This window comes from Gilvimarinus sp. 1_MG-2023, from assembly GCF_030548285.1.
On record NZ_JAUOSC010000002.1, the window covers coordinates 16,342 to 36,463 of the forward strand.

21 protein-coding genes and 1 tRNA gene are annotated in these 20,122 nt (G+C 53.8%); 4 read left to right on the forward strand and 18 right to left on the reverse strand.

From position 1 onward, the window contains the following. Positions 1-2: 2 nt before the first annotated feature. From dapB to rnr, 14 genes are all read right to left on the reverse strand, one after another. Complete coding sequence (gene dapB, locus Q4563_RS03020) at positions 3-809, reverse strand: 4-hydroxy-tetrahydrodipicolinate reductase (protein WP_303603552.1); 807 nt, start codon at positions 807-809, stop codon at positions 3-5. Between the two features lie 24 nt (positions 810-833). Continuing rightward, a complete protein-coding gene (gene ribA, locus Q4563_RS03025) occupies positions 834-1,442 on the reverse strand; it encodes a GTP cyclohydrolase II (protein WP_215976164.1) in 609 nt (202 codons plus the stop codon). 42 nt (positions 1,443-1,484) lie between these two features. Beyond that, positions 1,485-2,150 (reverse strand): retropepsin-like aspartic protease family protein, encoded by a 666-nt coding sequence (locus Q4563_RS03030; RefSeq protein WP_303603553.1) that lies wholly within the window; start codon positions 2,148-2,150, stop codon positions 1,485-1,487. Between the two features lie 29 nt (positions 2,151-2,179). Beyond that, positions 2,180-2,680: a phosphatidylglycerophosphatase A family protein gene (locus Q4563_RS03035; protein ID WP_215976165.1), complete on the reverse strand. Its 501-nt coding sequence runs from the start codon at positions 2,678-2,680 to the stop codon at positions 2,180-2,182. Between the two features lie 3 nt (positions 2,681-2,683). Continuing rightward, positions 2,684-3,658 (reverse strand): thiamine-phosphate kinase, encoded by a 975-nt coding sequence (thiL, locus tag Q4563_RS03040; protein WP_303603554.1) that lies wholly within the window; start codon positions 3,656-3,658, stop codon positions 2,684-2,686. Between the two features lie 3 nt (positions 3,659-3,661). Further along, positions 3,662-4,123: a transcription antitermination factor NusB gene (nusB, locus tag Q4563_RS03045; protein WP_215976167.1), complete on the reverse strand. Its 462-nt coding sequence runs from the start codon at positions 4,121-4,123 to the stop codon at positions 3,662-3,664. Next, positions 4,123-4,590, reverse strand: a complete 468-nt coding sequence (gene ribH, locus Q4563_RS03050) for a 6,7-dimethyl-8-ribityllumazine synthase (protein ID WP_215976168.1) — start codon at positions 4,588-4,590, stop codon at positions 4,123-4,125. Before ribH ends, nusB begins: the two co-directional genes overlap by 1 nt. Before the next feature lie 53 nt (positions 4,591-4,643). Further along, entirely contained in the window at positions 4,644-5,762 is a 1,119-nt protein-coding gene (gene ribBA / locus Q4563_RS03055; protein WP_215976175.1) for a bifunctional 3,4-dihydroxy-2-butanone-4-phosphate synthase/GTP cyclohydrolase II, read from the reverse strand. Beyond that, positions 5,762-6,415 carry a riboflavin synthase gene (locus Q4563_RS03060; RefSeq protein WP_215976169.1) on the reverse strand — a complete coding sequence of 218 codons (654 nt, stop codon included), beginning with the start codon at positions 6,413-6,415 and terminating at the stop codon, positions 5,762-5,764. Before Q4563_RS03060 ends, ribBA begins: the two co-directional genes overlap by 1 nt. A 17-nt stretch (positions 6,416-6,432) precedes the next feature. Beyond that, entirely contained in the window at positions 6,433-7,590 is a 1,158-nt protein-coding gene (gene ribD / locus Q4563_RS03065) for a bifunctional diaminohydroxyphosphoribosylaminopyrimidine deaminase/5-amino-6-(5-phosphoribosylamino)uracil reductase RibD (RefSeq protein ID WP_303603555.1), read from the reverse strand. A gap of 17 nt (positions 7,591-7,607) precedes the next feature. Continuing rightward, the gene (gene nrdR / locus Q4563_RS03070) at positions 7,608-8,084 is read right to left on the reverse strand and encodes a transcriptional regulator NrdR (protein ID WP_215976171.1); all 477 of its coding nucleotides are present in this window, start codon (positions 8,082-8,084) and stop codon (positions 7,608-7,610) included. Between the two features lie 153 nt (positions 8,085-8,237). Next, positions 8,238-8,690 carry a hypothetical protein gene (locus Q4563_RS03075; RefSeq protein WP_215976172.1) on the reverse strand — a complete coding sequence of 151 codons (453 nt, stop codon included), beginning with the start codon at positions 8,688-8,690 and terminating at the stop codon, positions 8,238-8,240. Positions 8,691-8,778: 88 nt separating this feature from the next. Further along, a complete protein-coding gene (rlmB, locus tag Q4563_RS03080) occupies positions 8,779-9,519 on the reverse strand; it encodes a 23S rRNA (guanosine(2251)-2'-O)-methyltransferase RlmB (RefSeq protein WP_303603556.1) in 741 nt (246 codons plus the stop codon). A 71-nt stretch (positions 9,520-9,590) separates the two neighbouring features. Next, positions 9,591-12,128: a ribonuclease R gene (rnr, locus tag Q4563_RS03085; protein WP_303603557.1), complete on the reverse strand. Its 2,538-nt coding sequence runs from the start codon at positions 12,126-12,128 to the stop codon at positions 9,591-9,593. A gap of 235 nt (positions 12,129-12,363) precedes the next feature. Between rnr and glpK the strand changes: the two genes are divergently transcribed. Further along, positions 12,364-13,878 carry a glycerol kinase GlpK gene (glpK, locus tag Q4563_RS03090; protein ID WP_215977106.1) on the forward strand — a complete coding sequence of 505 codons (1,515 nt, stop codon included), beginning with the start codon at positions 12,364-12,366 and terminating at the stop codon, positions 13,876-13,878. Positions 13,879-13,912: 34 nt separating this feature from the next. Beyond that, positions 13,913-14,452, forward strand: a complete 540-nt coding sequence (locus Q4563_RS03095) for a DUF3617 domain-containing protein (RefSeq protein WP_303603558.1) — start codon at positions 13,913-13,915, stop codon at positions 14,450-14,452. A gap of 88 nt (positions 14,453-14,540) precedes the next feature. On the opposite strand, the gene trhA is transcribed toward Q4563_RS03095, so the two are convergent. The 4 genes from trhA to Q4563_RS03115 form a co-directional block, all read right to left on the reverse strand. Continuing rightward, the gene (gene trhA, locus Q4563_RS03100) at positions 14,541-15,167 is read right to left on the reverse strand and encodes a PAQR family membrane homeostasis protein TrhA (RefSeq protein ID WP_215977104.1); all 627 of its coding nucleotides are present in this window, start codon (positions 15,165-15,167) and stop codon (positions 14,541-14,543) included. Between the two features lie 114 nt (positions 15,168-15,281). After that, the gene (locus Q4563_RS03105) at positions 15,282-16,259 is read right to left on the reverse strand and encodes an alpha/beta hydrolase (RefSeq protein ID WP_303603559.1); all 978 of its coding nucleotides are present in this window, start codon (positions 16,257-16,259) and stop codon (positions 15,282-15,284) included. A 361-nt stretch (positions 16,260-16,620) separates the two neighbouring features. Continuing rightward, positions 16,621-16,872, reverse strand: coding sequence for a DUF1244 domain-containing protein (locus Q4563_RS03110; protein WP_303603560.1), 252 nt, complete (start codon positions 16,870-16,872; stop codon positions 16,621-16,623). A 76-nt stretch (positions 16,873-16,948) separates the two neighbouring features. Beyond that, positions 16,949-18,364, reverse strand: a complete 1,416-nt coding sequence (locus tag Q4563_RS03115) for a DEAD/DEAH box helicase (RefSeq protein ID WP_303603561.1) — start codon at positions 18,362-18,364, stop codon at positions 16,949-16,951. A 237-nt stretch (positions 18,365-18,601) separates the two neighbouring features. Between Q4563_RS03115 and Q4563_RS03120 the strand changes: the two genes are divergently transcribed. Both Q4563_RS03120 and Q4563_RS03125 read left to right on the forward strand, forming a co-directional pair. Further along, a complete protein-coding gene (locus Q4563_RS03120) occupies positions 18,602-19,060 on the forward strand; it encodes a CBS domain-containing protein (protein WP_303603562.1) in 459 nt (152 codons plus the stop codon). A 329-nt stretch (positions 19,061-19,389) separates the two neighbouring features. Further along, positions 19,390-19,476: transfer RNA gene (locus Q4563_RS03125), tRNA-Leu, on the forward strand. Positions 19,477-20,122 lie beyond the last annotated feature (646 nt).

Genomic DNA, 20,122 nt, shown 5'->3' on the forward strand with positions numbered 1-20,122 from the left:
GCTCACTTGAGGTTTAACACATCCTGCATGTCATAGAGCTTTGGCTCTTGTGTCAGCAACCAACTGGCCGCCCGCACCGCGCCATTACCAAACGCCAAACGGCTGGAGGCTTTATGGGTAATTTCCACCCGCTCGCCATCGGCCAAAAACATTACCGTGTGCTCGCCCACTACATCGCCGCCGCGCACCGTGGCAAAGCCGATGGTGTCGCGCTCGCGCTCGCCGGCAATGCCCTCGCGACCATAGACGGCCACCTCTTTTAAATTGCGCCCGGTGGTGTCGGCAATCACCTCCCCCATGCGCAACGCGGTGCCTGAAGGCGAATCGACTTTATGGCGATGATGCGCTTCGACAATTTCGATATCGGATTCGGCCGCCATCACACGCGCGGCAGTTTCCAATAATTTAAAACAGAGATTGACACCGGTGCTAAAGTTCGCCGCCAAACACAGAGGAATTTGCGCTTGATAAGACAGCAGCTGCTCTTTTTCGGCATCGCTAAAACCGGTAGTGCCAATCACCATGGCTTTGCCGTGCTCGGCACACAGGGCCGCATTAGCAAGCGTAGCCTCGGGCGTGGTGAAATCAATAATGGCATCGAATTGATCGACCACATCAGCCAGGCTGTCCGTTACGATCACACCGATTTTACCTACACCGGCAAGTTCACCAGCATCCGCACCCACCAGTGAGCTGCCCGGGCGCACAATCGCCGCGGCCAATTGCGCCGAGTCTGATTTAACGGTTGCTTCAATTAAAATTTTTCCCATGCGGCCGGCGGCGCCGGTCACGGCAATACGTGTCGCCATTGTGTTACCTTTTACTCATTCGTCTTATATTAATTCGTCGTTCTCATCTTCAAACAGATGACCCAGCTTGCCTTTTTTCGTTTCCAAATACTTGGCATTGTGCGGGTTGCGCCCGGTTTGATGGGGAATACGTTCAACCACTTTCACCCCCATATCTTCCAATGCTTTTACCTTGCGCGGATTGTTGGTCATCAGTTTAAGCGCATCGATGTTCAGGTGCGACATCATTGGCCTGAGAATACTGTAATCGCGCATATCCGCACCAAAGCCCAATTGTTCGTTGGCCTCAACGGTATCGGCACCGCAATCTTGCAGGTGGTAAGCCTTTACTTTATTGAGCAGACCAATGCCGCGCCCTTCTTGACGCAAATAAAAGATAGCACCGCGCCCGACAATAGACACCTTGTGCATCGCCGCTTGCAGTTGTGGGCCGCAATCACAGCGCATACTAAACAGGGCATCGCCAGTTAAACACTCGGAGTGCACCCGGGCTAATACCGGCTCTTCCGAATCGATATCCCCCATCGTCAGTACAACGTGCTCTTTATCGAGTCCACTGTCGGCGAAGCCATGCATAACAAACATGCCCCAGGGGGTCGGCAATTTGCAAGATTCAACAAATGTTACTGTCACCAAATATTCTCTATTGATTCTCTCGGGCCTAAGCCCTGCGTATTACAGGCGCGATTGTAAAACCAGCACCCCATTCTCCGTGCGCATATCCACCAACCCCAAATAACTGTTGCCCAGTAAAATGGTGCGCGGAGATGTGCCGGGTATTACCACAGCCTCTACATGTTTTACCTCAACCAGCCCGACCGACACACTGTCGAGCCAAAGGCTATAGGCCGAAGCGACACCGTTAGCGGTCGAAACCTGCATGGGTTCACCGGCCAAGTAATTGATGCCCAGCTGCTCGGCATGTTGCCCGCTCATGGCAACGGTAGTGGCGCCGGTGTCGACCATAAATTCCACCGTTAAACCATTGATGCGTCCGGAAGTCGAATAGTGCCCACCCTCTCCACTGCTGATGCGCACCTCAACCATTTCGGTCTCGGTAAAGCTTGTTGCAATTCGACGCTGCAGGGTTAAGTTGTAGGTTTCCCCTTGATACTCCACCTCGGCGCCAGTGCGCGAGGAGCGAATCAAGGTGACGCCCTCCGGGCTGGTTTGGCCCGCGCGCAGCATACGCTGCTTGCCGTCAATCTCTATTAATGCGGTGTCTTTAGCTAGCATTTGCGCCGATATATCGGCCCCAACCGCAAGCTGTGACAACCCCAAAACGCAGCCCACAATCATTACCTGAGCCATACGCTTTAGAGCAAAATCAAATGTACACATAGCAATCCCTCCGCTGGCAAATTTCCTTATCACGCAAAATACGCCCAACCCCAAACGCACAACTGCATCGCCAAGAGGGCGTAAAGCGCGGCTAGCACATCGTCAATCATAATGCCCAGCCCACCGCTGACCTTTTTATCGGCAAAGGACACCGGCCAGGGTTTGGCAATATCAAACAGACGAAATAAAACAAAACCTAAAACAATCCAGCCCCAGCCGGCGGGCGCCCAGAGCATGGTAATCCAATAGCCAATGATTTCATCCCAGACAATCCCTGGATGATCGTGCACGCCCAGTGCCCGGGAGCTGCGATCGCACCAGTAAACACCAACCGCAAAGCCTACGATTATCACGGCAATATACAGTGCTAAGGGTAAATCACTGATTAACCAGTACAGCGGAATCGCCGCTAACGTACCGAAGGTGCCCGGTGCTTTGGGGGCCATGCCCGCGCCAAAACCAAAAGCAAAGAAGTGGTTGGGATTGGTGTACAACTGGCGCCAGCTGGGTTTGGGGAGTGAGTTAGTCATAATTTAAAAGTGCTGATATCCGGTTATTGAACTTTGGTAGACATCGCCTTGCCACTGGCAATGAACACCCGCACCACTGAGAATACGTCCGATCACTGTCGCCTCCAGTTTGCCCTCGGCTTGCAACATCGCAAGGGCTGGCATATTCTCGGCCGCCACGGTAAAGACCAGCTCGTAATCATCCCCACCGGAGGTGGCAAGTCGCACCGCATCGCTTTCGCCTGCTTCTGCCAGCGCTGCACTCATGGGTAGTTGATCTAAATCCAGTTCGGCGGCGACATCGCTGGCCTGACAAATATGATTTAAATCGGCCAGTAATCCGTCGGATATATCTTGAGCGCTACTGGCTATTTTGCGCAACAGCTGCCCTTCTGCGACTCTCGGACTGGGCCGATAATAACGGTCGCGCAAATAGTCACGGCGGCTATCGGTGCTGTCGTCGTCCAAAACGGCCAATGCGGCGGCGGCATCGCCCAAGCAGCCTGTCACTAACACAAAGTCTCCGGGCTCGGCTCCGTCGCGGCGCAGCGCCTCGGCAGGCGGTACCTGACCCAGCATGTGAATACCCACCGACAACGGACCCTGCGTGGTATCACCACCAATCAGCACACAACCGAATTGTTTGGCGCAGGCTTTTAACCCACGGCTAAAAGTCGCCACCCAGTCGCGGCGGCACTCACTGTCCCATTCGCTCGGCAAGGTCAGTGATAAGGTAAACCACTGGGGCTCGGCCCCCATAGCGGCCATATCACTTAAATTAACGCGCAAACTGCGCTCGGCGATCAAGTCCGCAGGCGCAGTCGCCGGAAAATGCACATCGGCCACCAAGGTATCGGTGGCAACCGCGAGGTGTTGCTCCACCGATGGTTGAATCAGAGCGGCGTCATCACCAATTCCCAGCAATACCGAGTCCGGCAATATTTCATCCGGCGCTGGTTTCAGGTAGTGATTAATAAGCTCAAATTCGCCGGCCGCCACAACTTATCTCTTATTGCGATTGGCGGACACTTCCAGCCCGCGCGTTTGCTCGGCGGCGCGATCGAGAACACCGTTCACAAATTTATGGCTGTCGGTGGCGCCGAATTTTTTCGACAGTGCTACCGCTTCGTTAATCACCACTTTGTAGGGCACATCGATGCGGTACTTCAACTCGTAACAAGCCAGACGCAACACCGCTTCGGTGACCGGGTCCAGCTCTTCATCATTGCGATCTTGCAGGTGCGGCGAGTAAATGGCCTGCACCTCATCAAGCCGCGCCGGCACCTGATGCAATATTTCATGAAAATAAGCGACGTCGACATTTTTCATGTCGTATTCAGTGCGAAAGGACGCCTCGATAATATTGACGCTATTGCCGGACATCTTCCACTGATACAGCCCTTGCACGGCATAGTGCCTAGCTTTGCGTCGGGCCGATGGTGAAACATTATTGCCGTCTGTCATTACACTTTACCCAACAGAGAAACCATTTCGAGTGCGGTGGAAGCCGCCTCAACACCTTTGTTGCCCGCTTTAGTCCCTGAGCGTTCGATGGCCTGCTCGATGGTGTCGACCGTTAACACACCAAAGGTGATGGGTACACCGGCGTTGAGCGACACTTGCGCTAAGCCTTTGGTGCACTCACCCGCGACGTAATCAAAATGCGGGGTGCCACCGCGAATCACCGCGCCTAGGGCGACAATGGCATCGTACTTGTTTTTGGCGGCAATCTTTTGTGCCACCAACGGAAACTCAAACGCACCCGGTGCGTAATAAACAGTAACCTGATCGTCACTGATACCGTGCCGACGCAAGGTGTCCAGTGCGCCGTCTTTTAGGCTCTCTACCACAAAGCTGTTCCAGCGGCTGACAATCAGGGCGTACTGCCCACTAGAGGCGGAAAAATCGCCTTCGATGACATTTATACTCATAGTTCTCTCACTTACGGTTCAATTCAATTCGTTTTTGCGACATTCGAGTCGGTTTAATTGCTTTCTGGGCTGACGTAGTCCACCACTTCCAAGTCAAAGCCCGACAGCGCAGAAAAGCGCATCGGGGCCGACATAACCCGCATTTTGCTCACGCCCAGGTCGCGCAAAATTTGCGAGCCGGTGCCCACCTGTTTGTACACCACATCGGGACTGCGGCGCTGCTGACGACCAGACAACAACCAGTCGATCGACTCTTCTACGTCGCTGGTACACTCATCGTGGCAAATTAACACCAAAACACCACACCCCTGCTGGTTAATATGCTCCAGTGCGCCGCCGTAGGTCCAGGAACTCGCGCCATCGGTGGCGGGCCGTTTAATGGCGAGCAAATCGCGGGCGGTATCCATCACATGCACGCGTACCAACGTCGGCTCATCCGGTGTTATCTCGCCTTTAACCAAGGCAAAGTGCAAGTCGCCGCGCGCGGTATCGCGGTAGGTATGCAGGGCAAAATCGCCGTATTGGGTTTGCACCGAGCGCTGATTAATACACTCCACTGTCTGCTCTTTGGTCGCGCGGTAGTGAATCAGCTCGGCGATGGTGCCAATTTTTAAGCCGTGAACTTTGGCAAACTCTTCCAGCTCAGGGCGGCGTGCCATGGAACCATCTGGGTTCATAATCTCGACAATCACCGCGGCGGATTCGAACCCCGCCATACGCGCCAAGTCACAGCCGGCCTCGGTATGACCTGCGCGGCTCATCACCCCACCGGGCTGCGCCATAATCGGGAAGATATGCCCCGGCTGCACAATATCGGCAGGTTTAGCATCACCCGACACCGCTACACGCACAGTGCGCGCCCGGTCAGCCGCGGAAATACCCGTGGTAACGCCTTCGGCCGCCTCGATAGAGGTAGTAAAATTAGTCGAGTGTTTGGCTTTATTGTCCTGCACCATTAACGGCAAGCCCAGCTGGGTGCAGCGCTCGGGGGTTAGGGTCAGACAAATAAGGCCGCGTGCATGGCTGGCCATAAAATTGATATCTTCGGCCCGCACCTGCTCGGCCACCATAATCAGGTCGCCTTCATTTTCGCGGTTTTCATCGTCCATTAAGATAATCATTTTGCCTTGGCGCAGATCATCCAATAATTCGTCTACAGTATTTAATTCCATCACTTATTAAAGCCGTGTTCGGTTAAAAATGATTCGGTAATGCCATCGCTGGCAGCGGCTGCGTCCCCTTGCAGTAGACGCTCAAGATAGCGCGCCAGTACATCCACTTCCAGGTTCACCAGACTGCCGGCCTGATAACTAGCCATAATCGTTTGCGCCAGAGTATGGGGCACAATATTGAGCTCAAAGGTGCAACCTTCAACCTTATTGACGGTAAGGCTGGTGCCATCTACCGTAATCGAGCCCTTGTGGGCAATATATTTCGCCAAGGCTTGCGGCGCCCGAATGGCAAAGCGCTCCGAGCGGGCGTCTGGCTGGCGGCTGACCACCTCGCCCACACCATCGACATGGCCACTGACGATATGACCACCTAAGCGGGTGGTAGGCAACAAGGCCTTTTCTAAATTAACCCGCTGGCCCACGCGCCATTGTTCGATGGTGGTCAGAGCCAAGCTTTCGCGCGAGACATCGGCGCGGTAGCCATCGCCTGGCAACTCCACCACGGTCAAGCATACGCCGTTAGTGGCGATGGAATCACCTAACGCCACATCAGTTAAGTCCAGCTGGCCGGTGCGAATATAGAGGCTAATATCACCACTTTTAGGGGTGATGGCTGCTATTTCGCCGACCGCTTCAATAATTCCTGTAAACACACTTTCGCCTTAGTCGCTTAAGAGTCAAAATCCGGAACCGCGGTAATCCGCCAGTCCTGGCCGATGGCCCGCATATCTTTAATGTCCAGCGGCAACTGCCCCGCCATGGCATCGATTGGCAGCTCAAACAACCCGCGCGCTTTGTTACCCAACAACTTGGGTGACATATAGATAACGAGTTCATCTAAAAGCCCTAAACGCAGGAAGCTGCCCGCCACTTTGGCGCCTGCCTCAACCAACACCTCGTTGATCTCGCGCTTGGCCAATTCTTGCACCACCGCCAGCGGACTGACCCGACCCTCGCGCGCAGGCAACACCAAGTGCTCGACATGATCGGGCCAACCGGCCGGATCAACTTCTTCGGTGTGTATCAGCAGTATAGGCGAGGTAATTTGCACCAGTGTCGCATCCGGGGTTAACCGACCGGTGGAGTCCAGAATTACTCGCAGCGGCTGGCGAATATCGCCCTCAGCTGGGGCCTCCAACCAATCTTCCCGGCGCACCGTCAACGAAGCCTTGTCCAATAATACGGTGTCCACACCAGACAAAATCGCGCAACTGGCGGCGCGCAGGCGCTGCACATCCTCGCGCGCGCGCCGGGCGGTAATCCACTGGCTTTCGCCGCTAGCCATTGCCGTGCGGCCATCCAGGCTCATGGCCATTTTGCAACGTATAAAGGGACGGCGGCGCGTCATACGACGCACGAAGCCGCGGTTAAGTGCCAGAGCTTCATCTTCCAACACTGGGCCGGCAACCGGAATGCCGGCCTCAGCAATCAATTCGAGCCCACGACCCGCCACTTGTGGATTGGGATCCTCCATGGCATAGACGACGCGAGCGATGCCGGCGTCAATAATCGCTTGGGCACAAGGGCCGGTGCGGCCGGTGTGACTGCAAGGCTCTAGCGTGACGTAACAAGTGGCGCCGCGGCACGCCGCGGCGCGCGCGCTCAGCGAGTCGGGGGCGAGCCCGGCCTGTGAACAGGCATCGCGCATCGCGTTGATTTCGGCGTGGTGATCACCAGCACGCTGGTGCCAGCCGCGACCAATTACTTGACCGTCGCGCACCAAAACGCAACCGACCGCCGGATTGGGGGTTACGGTATAAATACCACGGCGAGCGAGGCTGAGCGCCTCGGCCATGTAGACGCTATCATTCATGTGGGGGTTCGTCATACTTCAGAGCCTAGACCCTAGGGCGTATCGAGCGAGTCCCGCTCCTGCCCCTCAAGGCGGTCAATCTCTTGGCGGAACTCGTGCAAGTCTTTAAAGCTGCGATAGACCGAGGCGAAACGCACATAAGCGACTTCATCTAGGTTGCGCAACTCATCCATTACTTTTTCACCCAGTCGGCGCGATTTAACTTCGCGCTCGCCGGTGGCTTGTAGAAAGTGCTTAATATTAGCAATCGCGGTTTCAATGGCCTCAACCGACACCGGACGCTTTTCTAAGGCGCGCTGCAGGCCTGCACGAAGCTTAGCCTCATCAAAAGGCTCACGAGTGCCATCTTGCTTGATGATACGTGGCATCACCAATTCGGCAATTTCGTAGGTGGTAAAGCGCTCGTGACAAGCGAGACACTCACGTCGACGACGCACCTGATCGCCCTCGGCGACTAAGCGGGAATCGATAACTTTGGTTTCTTCGGCGCTGCAAAACGGACAGTGCATGAAAAGGCCTCACTTGGCGCAAGTTGCGCGCATATTAGCACAAAAGTTCGGCATTCTTAATTCTTTTAGTTGTCTGCTCTGTACCCCCACCCCACCCCAAAAACGATAAAAACCGCCCTGAGGCGGTTTTTATTTCGAATCTGGCCTAATTACTTAAGAGGGATCGTCCGCAGCAGCGGGGGCAGACGTCATTTGCTGCATCGCATTGTTGTAGCCAGACACTTTCACCCAGTAAACAATCCACAGAATCAGTGATGCCAAACCGAGAAACATACCCAAAATCGGAATTAAAGTAAGCAGCGCAAAAATTGTGTAGAGCAAACCGATGGTTTTAGCGCCTTCAGAAGGGTCGGGGGTGCCATTTTCGGTGTGTTTATTGTTAATGGCCTCTGACACTTTTAAGACAGTGAAGATAATCCAACCCATGTTAAATAACGGAATCAGGTTTAACCACACCAAACCCGGCTCCATTTTGCGGTTTTGCGGTCCAGCCAAACGCAAAGCTTTGGACAAGCTCAGCATATACAACACAAAAATGACAATGAATATCAGCAGAAAAACCAGCCCAACACCACCAAACAGCATTCCCATCGCATCATTATTCATATTATTCTCCAAATCCTTATTACATTTTTTTTGTCAGAGATGACCGAACTATTTTTACCAATATCCCGTTCAAGGGCAAGCAAAAAACCTACATCCGCTGGCGCATGGCCTCAAACAAAAACACCCCGGTGGCGACAGACACATTTAAGCTGCTGACCGTGCCCGCCATGGGAATTTTCACCAAGCCATCGCAGGTCTCGCGGGTTAAACGGCGCAACCCGGCACCTTCGGCGCCCATCACCAATGCCAGCGGACCGGCTAAGTCGGCACTATAAATGGTATCGGTGGCCTCACCTGCAGCGCCTTTGACCCAAACACCACGCTCTTTAAGTTTGGTCAACGCACGAGCCAAGTTGGTTACAGGAATAAAAGGCACCACTTCGGCGGCGCCGCAGGCCACTTTGCGCGCTGTGGGGTTAAGGCTCGCGGAGTTGTCTTTGGGAGCAATCACCGCGTGCACTCCGGCCGCATCGGCCGAGCGCATACAGGCGCCTAAGTTATGCGGATCAGTCACACCATCGAGCACCAGAAAAAAAGGTGGCTCGTCTAAGGTGTCGAGCAGCTCGTACAAGTAATGCTCGTCGTATTGCTTGCCCGGACGGGCCAAAGCAATCACCCCCTGGTGATTGGCGTCGGCCGCCAGTGCATCCATTTTTTTGCGCGAGGCCTCTTCAATGGCAATGCCATTTTGCCGCGCCAAGCCCAACAGCTTTTGCACCCGCTGGTCGCTGCGCCCCTGCAGCATCATCAAGCTCAGCACTCGCTCGGGCTGACTTTTTAACACGGCCTGTACGGCATGCACGCCGTACAACGTTTCTGATTTACTCACGTTCTTCTACCTCAGAGGCGGGGTTGGGCCCGCCGTATCTATCTTTCCAAAACAGCATGGCATTGGTGCGTCTAAGGCTTCTTTTTAAAGCGCGCCAGCGTTTTCTTAAATCCAGCTGCTGCCTTCGCAAGTAGAGATCGGTTCTTTTGCGCTGCAGGTTTTTGCGTCGATCGAACCTGCGAATTTTGCGCCTGTGAATCAGCTTGCGAGCCGGCGTTAGAGCCATTTTTCGATCTCCTCTTGCGTGGTTTGGGGGCATCTCCCGCTTTGTGCCGCGATTTGTGACCGCCATTAGAAGCGGGACTGCGTCCACCCTTTCCTGACTGCCCCTTACCTCGACCCTTACCTTTACTGGCCGGCGCCTTGCTGGCCCGACGTTTGTTTTTAACCGACTCCAGCTCAAAGTCAATTTTGCGTTCGTCCAGACTGACCCGCACCACGCGCACCGAGAGCTCATCTCCCAAACCAAATACTTGGCGAGTGCGCTCACCCACCAAACGGTGCTTGGCAGCATCAAAACGGTAGTAATCGTGTGGCAGTGAAGTTACATGGATTAATCCATCCACGTAAATATCCACCAGCTCAACAAACAAACCAAAGCCTGTCACTGAGCTGACTACGCCCTGGAATACATCGCCGACTTTGTCTTGCAGATATTCACACTTAAGCCAGCTGACTACATCGCGTGTGGCCTCATCGGCGCGGCGCTCAGACAGTGAGCAGTGCTCCCCCAACGCCACCATGGCAGGCACATCGTAGGGGAATATTTTTTCCACCGGAATAGGTTTAACACCCTCAATCCGCACCACGTGTTTGGACTCGGCCTGCGAGCGCACTACCGAGCGTATGGCGCGGTGAACCAGCAAGTCGGGGTAGCGGCGAATCGGTGAGGTGAAGTGAGCGTAAGCATCGTAGCCAAGGCCAAAGTGGCCCTCGTTTTCCACCTGATAAACAGCCTGACGCAAACTGCGCAACATAACGGTTTGTATCATATTGGCATCGGGGCGCTGACCCACTTGCGACAATAGGTCTTGGTAGTCACCTGAACTCGGCTCATCACCACCGCGCAAACCCAGGCCAAGCTCGGCCAAAAATTCACGCAGGTTTTCCAGCTTTTGCGCCGTTGGCCCTTCGTGCACTCGATAGAGTGCATTTAAACCATGCTGATCGAGAAAACGCGCTGCTGCGACATTCGCACAGAGCATGCACTCTTCGATAATTTTGTGCGCATCGTTGCGTCGCACCGGTACAATTTCGTCAATCTTACGATCTTCGTTAAATTTTATGCGGGTTTCAACGGTTTCGAAATCAATGGCGCCGCGCTCTGAACGCGCCTCGCGCAGCTGCTTATACAGCTCGTTCAGATTGTGGATGTCACCTAAACGATCGGCCAATCTGTTTTTCAGAGCTTCATCACCGGACAATACGCCACCAACTTCGGTGTAGGTCAGGCGGGCGTGAGAGTGAATAACCCCTTCGTAGAACTTGTAACCACTGACCTGTCCACGGGCTGAAATGGTCATTTCACTGACCATGACCAAGCGATCAACGTGTGGGTTAAGAGAGCACAGGCCATTGGAGATTTTCTCCGGCAGCATGGGCACGACGTGATCGGGAAAGTACACACTGGTGGCGCGGTGCTTGGCGTCGGTATCCAGCGCCGAGCCGGGTCGAACGTAGTGCGACACATCGGCAATGGCGACAAACAAACGCCAGCCACCGCCTTTTTTCGGTTCGCAGTAAACCGCATCGTCAAAATCGCGAGCGTCTTCACCATCAATAGTGACGAAAGGCAGATCGCGCAGATCTACCCGGCCCAGTTTATCTTCTTCAATCACCTCAACAGGCAAAGCCTCGGCTTCGGTTTGTGCTTCAAAGCTCCACTGATTGGGAATGCCGTGCGCCTCAATGGCCAGCTCAATTTCCATACCGGGGGCCATATGGTCGCCCAGCACTTGCATCACGCGCCCTTGGGGCGGACGGCGTTTATCGGGCTGGCGGGTTACCTCAACCACGACAATCTGGCCAGATACCGCGTTCATTTCATCACCCTGGGCAATCATTACATCCTGGGTGATTTTATTGTTCTCGGGGCTCAGAAATTGCACGCCATTTTCTTTAATAAAACGACCTGCCAAGGTTTTGGTGTTGCGCGACAGCACTTCAATGATCGCACCTTCTTCGCGGCCGCGATAACTCTCGCCCTGCAAACGCACGAGTACTTCGTCGCCATCAAACACTTTTCGCATTTGGCGGTTATGCAAATAGATGTCATCGCCGCCCTCGGCGGGGATAGCAAAGCCGTAGCCATCGCGATGGCCTTGAACTCGGGCTCGCACCAGATCCATTAAATCAACGCGGGCATAGGCGCCACGGCGATTGCTGATTAATTGACCGTCGCGGGCCATAGCGATTAAACGGCGACGTAGCGCCTCAACATCTTCTTCGGAAGTCAGCTCCAGTAAGTCAGCCACCTCGGGGTGGGTGCAAGGGCCGGGCTGGCGATCCAGCAGTTCGAGGATTAACTCGCGGCTGGGAATGGGGTTGTCGTATTTTTTCGCCTCACGATCGGCGTATGGATCCGCAGGCGGAACTCGGTTTTTACTCAAAAGAAAGACTCCAATAGGGTCTGAGAAATAAATTTTCCCCATTATAGGGTATTTGAGCCAGACTGAATAATCTTTAACCCAAACGGGCTCTAATGGCCGCTGCCAATAAGTGACACAGCCGACATAAGCCCCACTATACGGGATTCGACATTTGTCGCCGCCGGCAAGTCGCGCTAAGCTCTTGCAGGAGAGATTCACAGGATGCGTACACTTATTTGACCGGCGACAGCGACATATGGATCAGCATATATTAGCCATAGACCAAGGCACGACCAGCTCCAGGGCAATTGTGTTCGCGCCCAATGGCGATATCGTCAGCGATGCACAGCGCGAGTTTGATCAACACTTTCCCGCCGACGGCTGGGTAGAACACGACCCGCAACAAATTTGGCGGGTGACCTCAGCGGTGTGCCGCGAAGCACTGGCAAAGCTACCCCCCGGCACAGGGGTGGCCGGTATAGGCATTACCAATCAGCGCGAAACCACTGTGGTTTGGAACCGCGCCAGTGGCGAGCCGATTTACCCTGCGATTGTCTGGCAAGACAGGCGCACAGCAAAGCAATGCCAGACAATGCGAGCGGCGGATCAGGAGGCCGATATTACCGAGCGCACCGGTCTACTGCTAGACCCCTACTTTTCCGCCACTAAAATCGCCTGGATTCTCGACCACGTCGAGGGCGCTCGCCAACAAGCCGAAGCGGGCGAGCTGGCCTTTGGCACCATGGATACTTGGCTGATTTGGCAATTAACCGGCGGTAAAGTTCACGCTACCGATGCCACCAACGCCTCACGCACCTTACTGTTTAATATCCACACCCAGCGGTGGGATCAAACACTGCTCGACGCTTTTGCCATACCGGCGGGTATTTTACCCGAGGTATACGATTGCGCCGCCGACTTTGGCTTAGCCATCGAAGGCCTGGGCGGGCAACATTTACCTATTGCCGGTGTGGCAGGTGATCAGCATGCCGCCATGGTTGGCCAAGGCTGTTTTAAACCGGGCATGATCAAAAGCACATACGGCACTGGCTGTTTTGCCCTGATGCACACCGGCAGTGACGCCAGAACCTCCCGCAATCGCCTACTGACCACAGTCGCCTATCGCTTAAACGGCAAACCACAATACGCACTGGAGGGTTCTATTTTTATGGCCGGCGCCACCGTGCAATGGCTGCGAGATAAGCTCGGCATAATCAACCATGCCAGTGACACCGAAGTATTAGCCGCGAGTTTATCATCCAATAAAGGCGTGTACTTAGTACCGGCTTTTACCGGCCTTGGCGCACCGCATTGGCAACCGCAAGCCCGAGCGGTTATTTGCGGCCTAACGCGCGACAGCGGTCGGGCCGAAATTGCCCGTGCCGCCCTGGAGGCGGTGTGCTACCAAACCCACGATTTACTGCAGGCAATGACCGCCGATGCCGGCCACCGCCCCGACACTATTCGGGTCGACGGCGGCATGATTGCCAACAATTGGCTAATGCAAACTCTTACGAATATTACCGACACTCCGGCCGAGCGACCCCACGTAATTGAGACCACAGCACTGGGCGCCGCGCGTTTGGCGGGCCTGCAACTCGGAATTTACCCCAGCCTGGAAGATATCGCATCCGACTGGCAACTAGAGCGACGCTGCGAGCCGGCCATTAACCCGGCCGAGCGCTGCGCCATGCTTGAGGGTTGGCAGCGGGCTATTAATCGCGCCCGCCAGGACGACAAACCGGCAGATTCAGCCTGCCAACAAAACTAACAAATTTACATTCACATAACTTAGGGACATTTGTATGAAAGCTTATCCGTTGTTATTCGCCTGCGCTTTGACTGTAGCCGCCTTACCCCTCCACGCCGAGACGCCCACCATTAAACCGGGGCTGTGGCAAAACAGCATTGATTTTTCGACCGAGAGCGGTGAGCTCGAAAAACAAATGGAACAAGTGCGCCAACAGCTGGCACAACTACCTGAAGCCCAAAAGCAAATGATGGCAAACATGCTGAAATCGCAAGGGCTCGATTTTGACCTGGACTCGCAAACATTTAAAACTTGCCTGAGCCCTGAGCGCGCGGCTGAAGGCCAGTTTACCGTTTCGGAAAAGAACGATTGTCAGACCGACGAGGTAAGCAAAGTCGACGGTAAAACCGTGTTGAATTTTAGTTGTGATGGCGAAAAAAACAACGGATCAGGTTCAGTAACCTTTCACAGCGATGAGCACTACGCTGGGCAATCGCAATCCACCACCGAAATTAACGGCAAACTGGAACAAATCACCGTAGAGCACAGCGGCAAATGGTTGGGCACTGACTGCGGCAACATACAGGCCCACTAAGCGGGGCTATCGTGTAACTAGCCGCCCAATGCGATAAACAATATTCGCATTGGGCGGTATTATTAAGCCCTGAGGTCAACTGCCCGCATCAGCGCACGTATGCGACAATCGAAATAAAGTGGCAAAAGGAGCCCGCTAATACAAACATATGCCAAATACCGTGAGCATATTTTAATTTTTTAAGGCCATCGAGCACATAGAAAACCACCCCTACGGTATAAGTGATACCGCCGGCAATTAACCAAGTCAGGCCCGCCGCCGGAAACCCTTCGGCCAAATCCTTGTACACCACCACACACACCCACCCCATCACCAGGTAGATCAGTATTTGCAGCCATTTAATGCGCCTTTTCGGCAGTATATCCAGTAGTAAACCCGCCAGCGCCAAGCCCCAAATCACCGCCAGCATAATCCAACCGGTGGTGGCGCCGATCGTCACCATCATAAAAGGTGTGTAGGTACCGGCAATCAGTAAGTAAATGCACACATGGTCGAGCTTGCGAAACACCGCTTTCACCCGCGGGGAGCGGAAGCTGTGGTAGAGCGTGGACATGGTGTAGAGCAAAATCAACGTCACACCAAACACAGCGAAGCTGGCAATCAGTGCCGCATCCCACTGTTGAATACTGATTGTAAGCAGTGCGCCAAACCCCACCAAAGCCAAAACAGCCCCGATAAGGTGAGTAATGCTATTGATTCTTTCGCCATCGTACATGTCTTGACACCCATCGTTGTGAACATCGCCATTAAAACTTCGATAGTTTATCAGGCTCTATACAACAATAAAGTGACTGTAAAAGGTAAGTTATGGCCCGACGCGCGGCCCGCCCTACCCAGCCGGCGGTGCCACTAAGACCACGCTGCGGTTTGCCGGCGACACGCGCCCGCCATCTATGGCGGCGGCTATGTGCTCAATCACCGGGCTGGCAACACCATGTGCGTCGTCCAGAAAATAAGCGTGGCCTTTGCGGTCAAAGCGATTATTAAAATCATCACAATCAACCTCATACACACGGGTAGGCAATTTGCTTAAATCTTCCGGGCCAGTCATCCCGAGTCGGCGCGACAGCACCTTGTGGCGAACATTGGCAATTTTAGAGGCGGGCATAGCGTAATCGTCACTGGCAAAATACACCACGGTGTTGCGGGCCGAATCGACAATATAGCGACCACTCTTCCCCTGCTCTAAAATTTCATTTTCTAAATCCGCCGCCACTAAAAAAACGTTGCGAAAAAGCTGGGGCATATTTCCGGCCGAGTGTTTCTCGGCCCATTCGCGCAATGCGTTATTCAGCACCCGCGAACCCATTGAATGAGCCAGTATATTCATTCGCCGCAAACAGGGCTCTTGCTGTTGAGCCGGGTCGCGGCGCCAGTCATCAAATTTACCCAGCATACGGGAAAAAGCCAAACCGCTGGCATCGGCTGCGTCTTGGTCATCCCAGTAATCATCGGCAAACGCGGCGACCGAGTCGTCATCACAGGGCCATATTAAAGGCACAACCAACACCAACTCCGGAGAATGGGCGTCCATCAACCGCTGCAACCTTTCGGCGTTGGTAAAAACATCCGGCTCCATATTGTTATTAAAGCCGTGCACATACAGCAGCAGCTGAACCTTTTCGGGCAGCTGTTTTAACCGACCAAAGAATGCCTTGCTTTTAATCTCGGTATATTGATCCTGACCTGTGCGTTCACAAAAATACAGATACTGCGAAACAGCGGTATTTTGATAATCAAAACTGATGTTGCGATTGGTGCGCGAGCGGGCGGATTGCTCGGGGGTGCGATTAGTCACGAATAGCATGCCTTGCCTCCTGATCCTTGTGTGAGCAACAAAATTAAACCGTCTACTAGTGGTGAGACGCAACGCCGAGTCGCATCATTACAGGCACTCTAAAAATTACAGAGTTAATCGCACGGACCACTAGTGTCAGAGCTTCTCCTTATAACCCCTGAGATAACTCGCAGACATGTATAGCATGTTTTTTGTACAGAACCCAATAATTGGACGACAATCCAATCAAACGCCATTTTGGACGCCAAAAAGCGGCGCCAACCGAGGTACTCGAACAGCGAGTTTGGCTGGTAAGGTGATAGGCAGAACAGAAAGGCACCTAACGATGCCTTGCGTAGATATTACTCAGTGGTCGTGATAAAGGTTTTTATCAGCGGGGCGTTTGGTACTTTTCTTTCCACTCGGCGTAGGGCATTTTATAAATCACATCGCGCGCCTGTTCTTTGTCAAGCTCAACACCGCGCTCGCTCGCCGCTTGTTGATACCACTTACCCAAACAGTTGCGGCAAAAGCCCGCCAACTCCATTAAGTCGATATTCTGCACATCTTTGCGCTCATCCAGGTGTGCTAATAAACGGCGAAAAGCCGCCGCTTCGATTTCGGTTTGTAGGTTTTTATCCACTGTGAGCCCTCAAAAATACCCAATATCCAACGAACAACAGCATTGACCGCCTTTACTGTACGGCCCGCTTTGGCAGCTACTGCCCGCCCCTATTGCCACCGGAACCCTGCGGCCCTTTAGGCTTAGAGTTGGCACCCGAGCGGCGGCGCGAATTGCTAATTTTACCCGAACTATTTCCCCCGGGCTTTTTGGCCAGCGGCCCCTTGCCGGACTTGGCCGCCGGTTTTTGCGACTGGCCGCGACCGTCGCCTTTTGTCTGTTGCCGGTTGGGGCGGTTTTGGCGCGGCTTTTTTGGGCTGCGCGACGGGCGCGGCCGGGCATCGAGACTGGAATCCGGCAGCGTATGTATAGGCTCAAAACCAACGTGCTCTTCGCGCGGGATAATTGTTTTTGTCAGCCGCTCAATTTCGCGCAGCATATCAATTTCATCGGCGCATACCAGTGACACGGCCGCCCCTTCGGCGCCGGCGCGCCCAGTGCGACCAATGCGATGCACATAGTCCTCAGCTACTTGGGGCAAATCAAAATTGACAACCTGAGGCAGCTGATCAATATCCAAACCGCGCGCGGCAATATCGGTAGCGACCAGAACCCGCACTTTACTTTGTTTAAACTCGGCCAGCGCCTTTGTGCGAGCGTTTTGGCTTTTATTGCCGTGAATGGCCGCTGCACGCAAGCCGGCGGCGTCCAATTGTTTTACCAATTTGTTCGCGCCGTGCTTGGTTTTGCTAAACACCAGCACCTGCTGCCAATCGTTGCTCTCAATTAAATGAATTAACAGCGGCGCTTTTTGCTTTTTATCCACCGGGCACAACCATTGCTTGACGCGCTTGGCGGTGCTGTTGGGTGGGCTAACCGACACCTCGATAGGATCATTCACCAAAGATTTTGCCAGCTCGCGAATGTCTTTGCTGAAGGTGGCTGAAAACATCAGGGTTTGACGATTATCGGGCAGCAATTTCAAAATTTTGCGTATATCGTGAATAAAACCCATATCGAGCATACGATCGGCTTCATCCAACACGAGAATTTCCAAATCTTTAAAATGGAGTGCGCCCTGCTGATGCAAGTCCAACAACCGCCCCGGCGTAGCAACCAGAATGTCCACCCCGCCGCGCAACCGCATCATTTGCGGGTTAATTTTTACCCCGCCAAAAACCACTGTCGACTTAATCGGCATGTGCTGACTATAAATCGCCACATTCTCACTAACCTGGGCCGCCAGCTCCCGGGTGGGGGTAAGCACCAATGCACGCACCGGGTTGCCTTTAGCCTGAGCTTTAGGTCGGGCACTACTACCTCCGAGCAATTCCAGCATCGGCAAGGTAAAACCCGCCGTTTTGCCTGTGCCCGTTTGGGCGGCCGCCATCACATCCCGACCTTTTAACACAGCGGGAATGGCTTGCGCCTGAATCGGCGTTGGGGTTTCATAACCTTGGGCGGCAACGGCCTTTTGAATGTTGGGGCCGAGGCCCAGTTCAGTAAATTTCATGGCATATTGCTCGGGATGAATTGCTCGGAAAGCGGCACTTGGAAAAGGCCGCGAAGCATACAGCACCGGGCTAAAAATAGCCACAGGCGCGGCCTAACAGCACATTACCCCAGCAGAACACCGCGACCTCACATTAAACTCCCAATGGGCAGCGCCGCTTCGCCCCAATTCGAGCGGCTTAGCCGTCTATTGGCAATAAACCGGCCGGCGATTACACTGTGGTAAAAAGGGATAACAATGACGGCTTATATCGAAAAGTATCTATCACCAGAGGTAGATTGCGCGTACGAAGGCTGGTCTGTACAGCGCCTGCAAAACCTTTTAAACCGCAAGGAGTTAGCGCGAATGCCGGTTATTGCATCCGACCACCAATTGGTAGGCAGTGTTGGCAGCGCCGACATCTACCAATTGATGAATCAAGAAGAAACCTACCGTGCGCAACTGGTTAACGACAACTTCCGCCGCACAACGGGCCACGATGTCGAGAACCTGGATGAACTCACCCAGTGGGCGCGCCGAGCTCTCGTCTACTGCACCGTGCACCAAATCATGCAGCCGGCCGGCAATCAAATAGACATCAGCGCCAATGAAAGCGCCGTCAAGCAAGCCCTGCAACTCACCTCCCAACAGACGCTGTGGGTCACACGCCAGGGAATTCTAATCGGCCAAATCACCGCCGCAAAGTTACTGGCTTAAAAGCAGTAAGCCCAAACCAATAACAAGGGCAGAAGATCTCTAACAACACCCAAAATGCTCACAAAAACATCAACTTGGCGGTAATGAGAAGAAATTGTCACTTTTCAGCGAGCAGGCGTTGACAAGCCAAAAAACTGGTCGTATAGTGCGCGTCCTCAGCGTTTGGCACCCGCCAACACTGACTTGCCCAGGTGGTGAAATTGGTAGACGACGTACAGGACGTACGAGTGTCACGTAAAGCAGGACGCTGAAAGTGACCAAGCGTAGCGTGTCGGTACACTCTCACAACGCACGTTAACCAATCGGGCCTAAAACACCGCTAACCATCTGCCCAGGTGGTGAAATTGGTAGACACGCTAGCTTCAGGTGCTAGTGCTCGCAAGGGCGTGGAGGTTCAAGTCCTCTCCTGGGCACCAAATAGTAAAGGCCTCGATCACTGATCGGGGCTTTTTTGTATGTGCCCCAAAAGCAATCGGGACTCCCAGCGAGGCAGCACAGCTGCCACGCGTTCGGCGGCGCACAAAGCCGTGCTTTGTATGCGCTTGCCTCACCCTCTCCTGGGCACCAAACATTAAAGGCCTCGATCACTGATCGGGGCTTTTTTGTATGTGCCCCAAAAGCAGTCGGGACTTCCAGCGAGGCAGCACAGCTGCCACGCGTTCGGCGGCGCACATAGCCGTGCTTTGTATGCGCTTGCCCCACTCTGTTCTGGGCATCAAACATAAAATTAAGCTCTCGTTTTCAGGGCCTTTTATAAGCTAAAAATTCTACTCCCCCTTCAGCACGCCCAATTACCAAAACTTGCACTCCCAATCTAAACTCTGGACTACCACCCAGTTTTGTACGTTTACATATTGCTCACCTATGCACCTATGCACCTATGCACCTATGCACCTATGCACCTATGCACCTAAGGGTAATCATATCACCTCTAATTAGGCGGCTAAATTAACTATTGCGCTACACCACCACTGACTCAACCATTAGGCTTTTTACGCTGCACGGCCCTTTCTTCAAAATGCGAAAAGTTTCACTGTTCGCGCCCTGCTAGCGGCGTAGAGT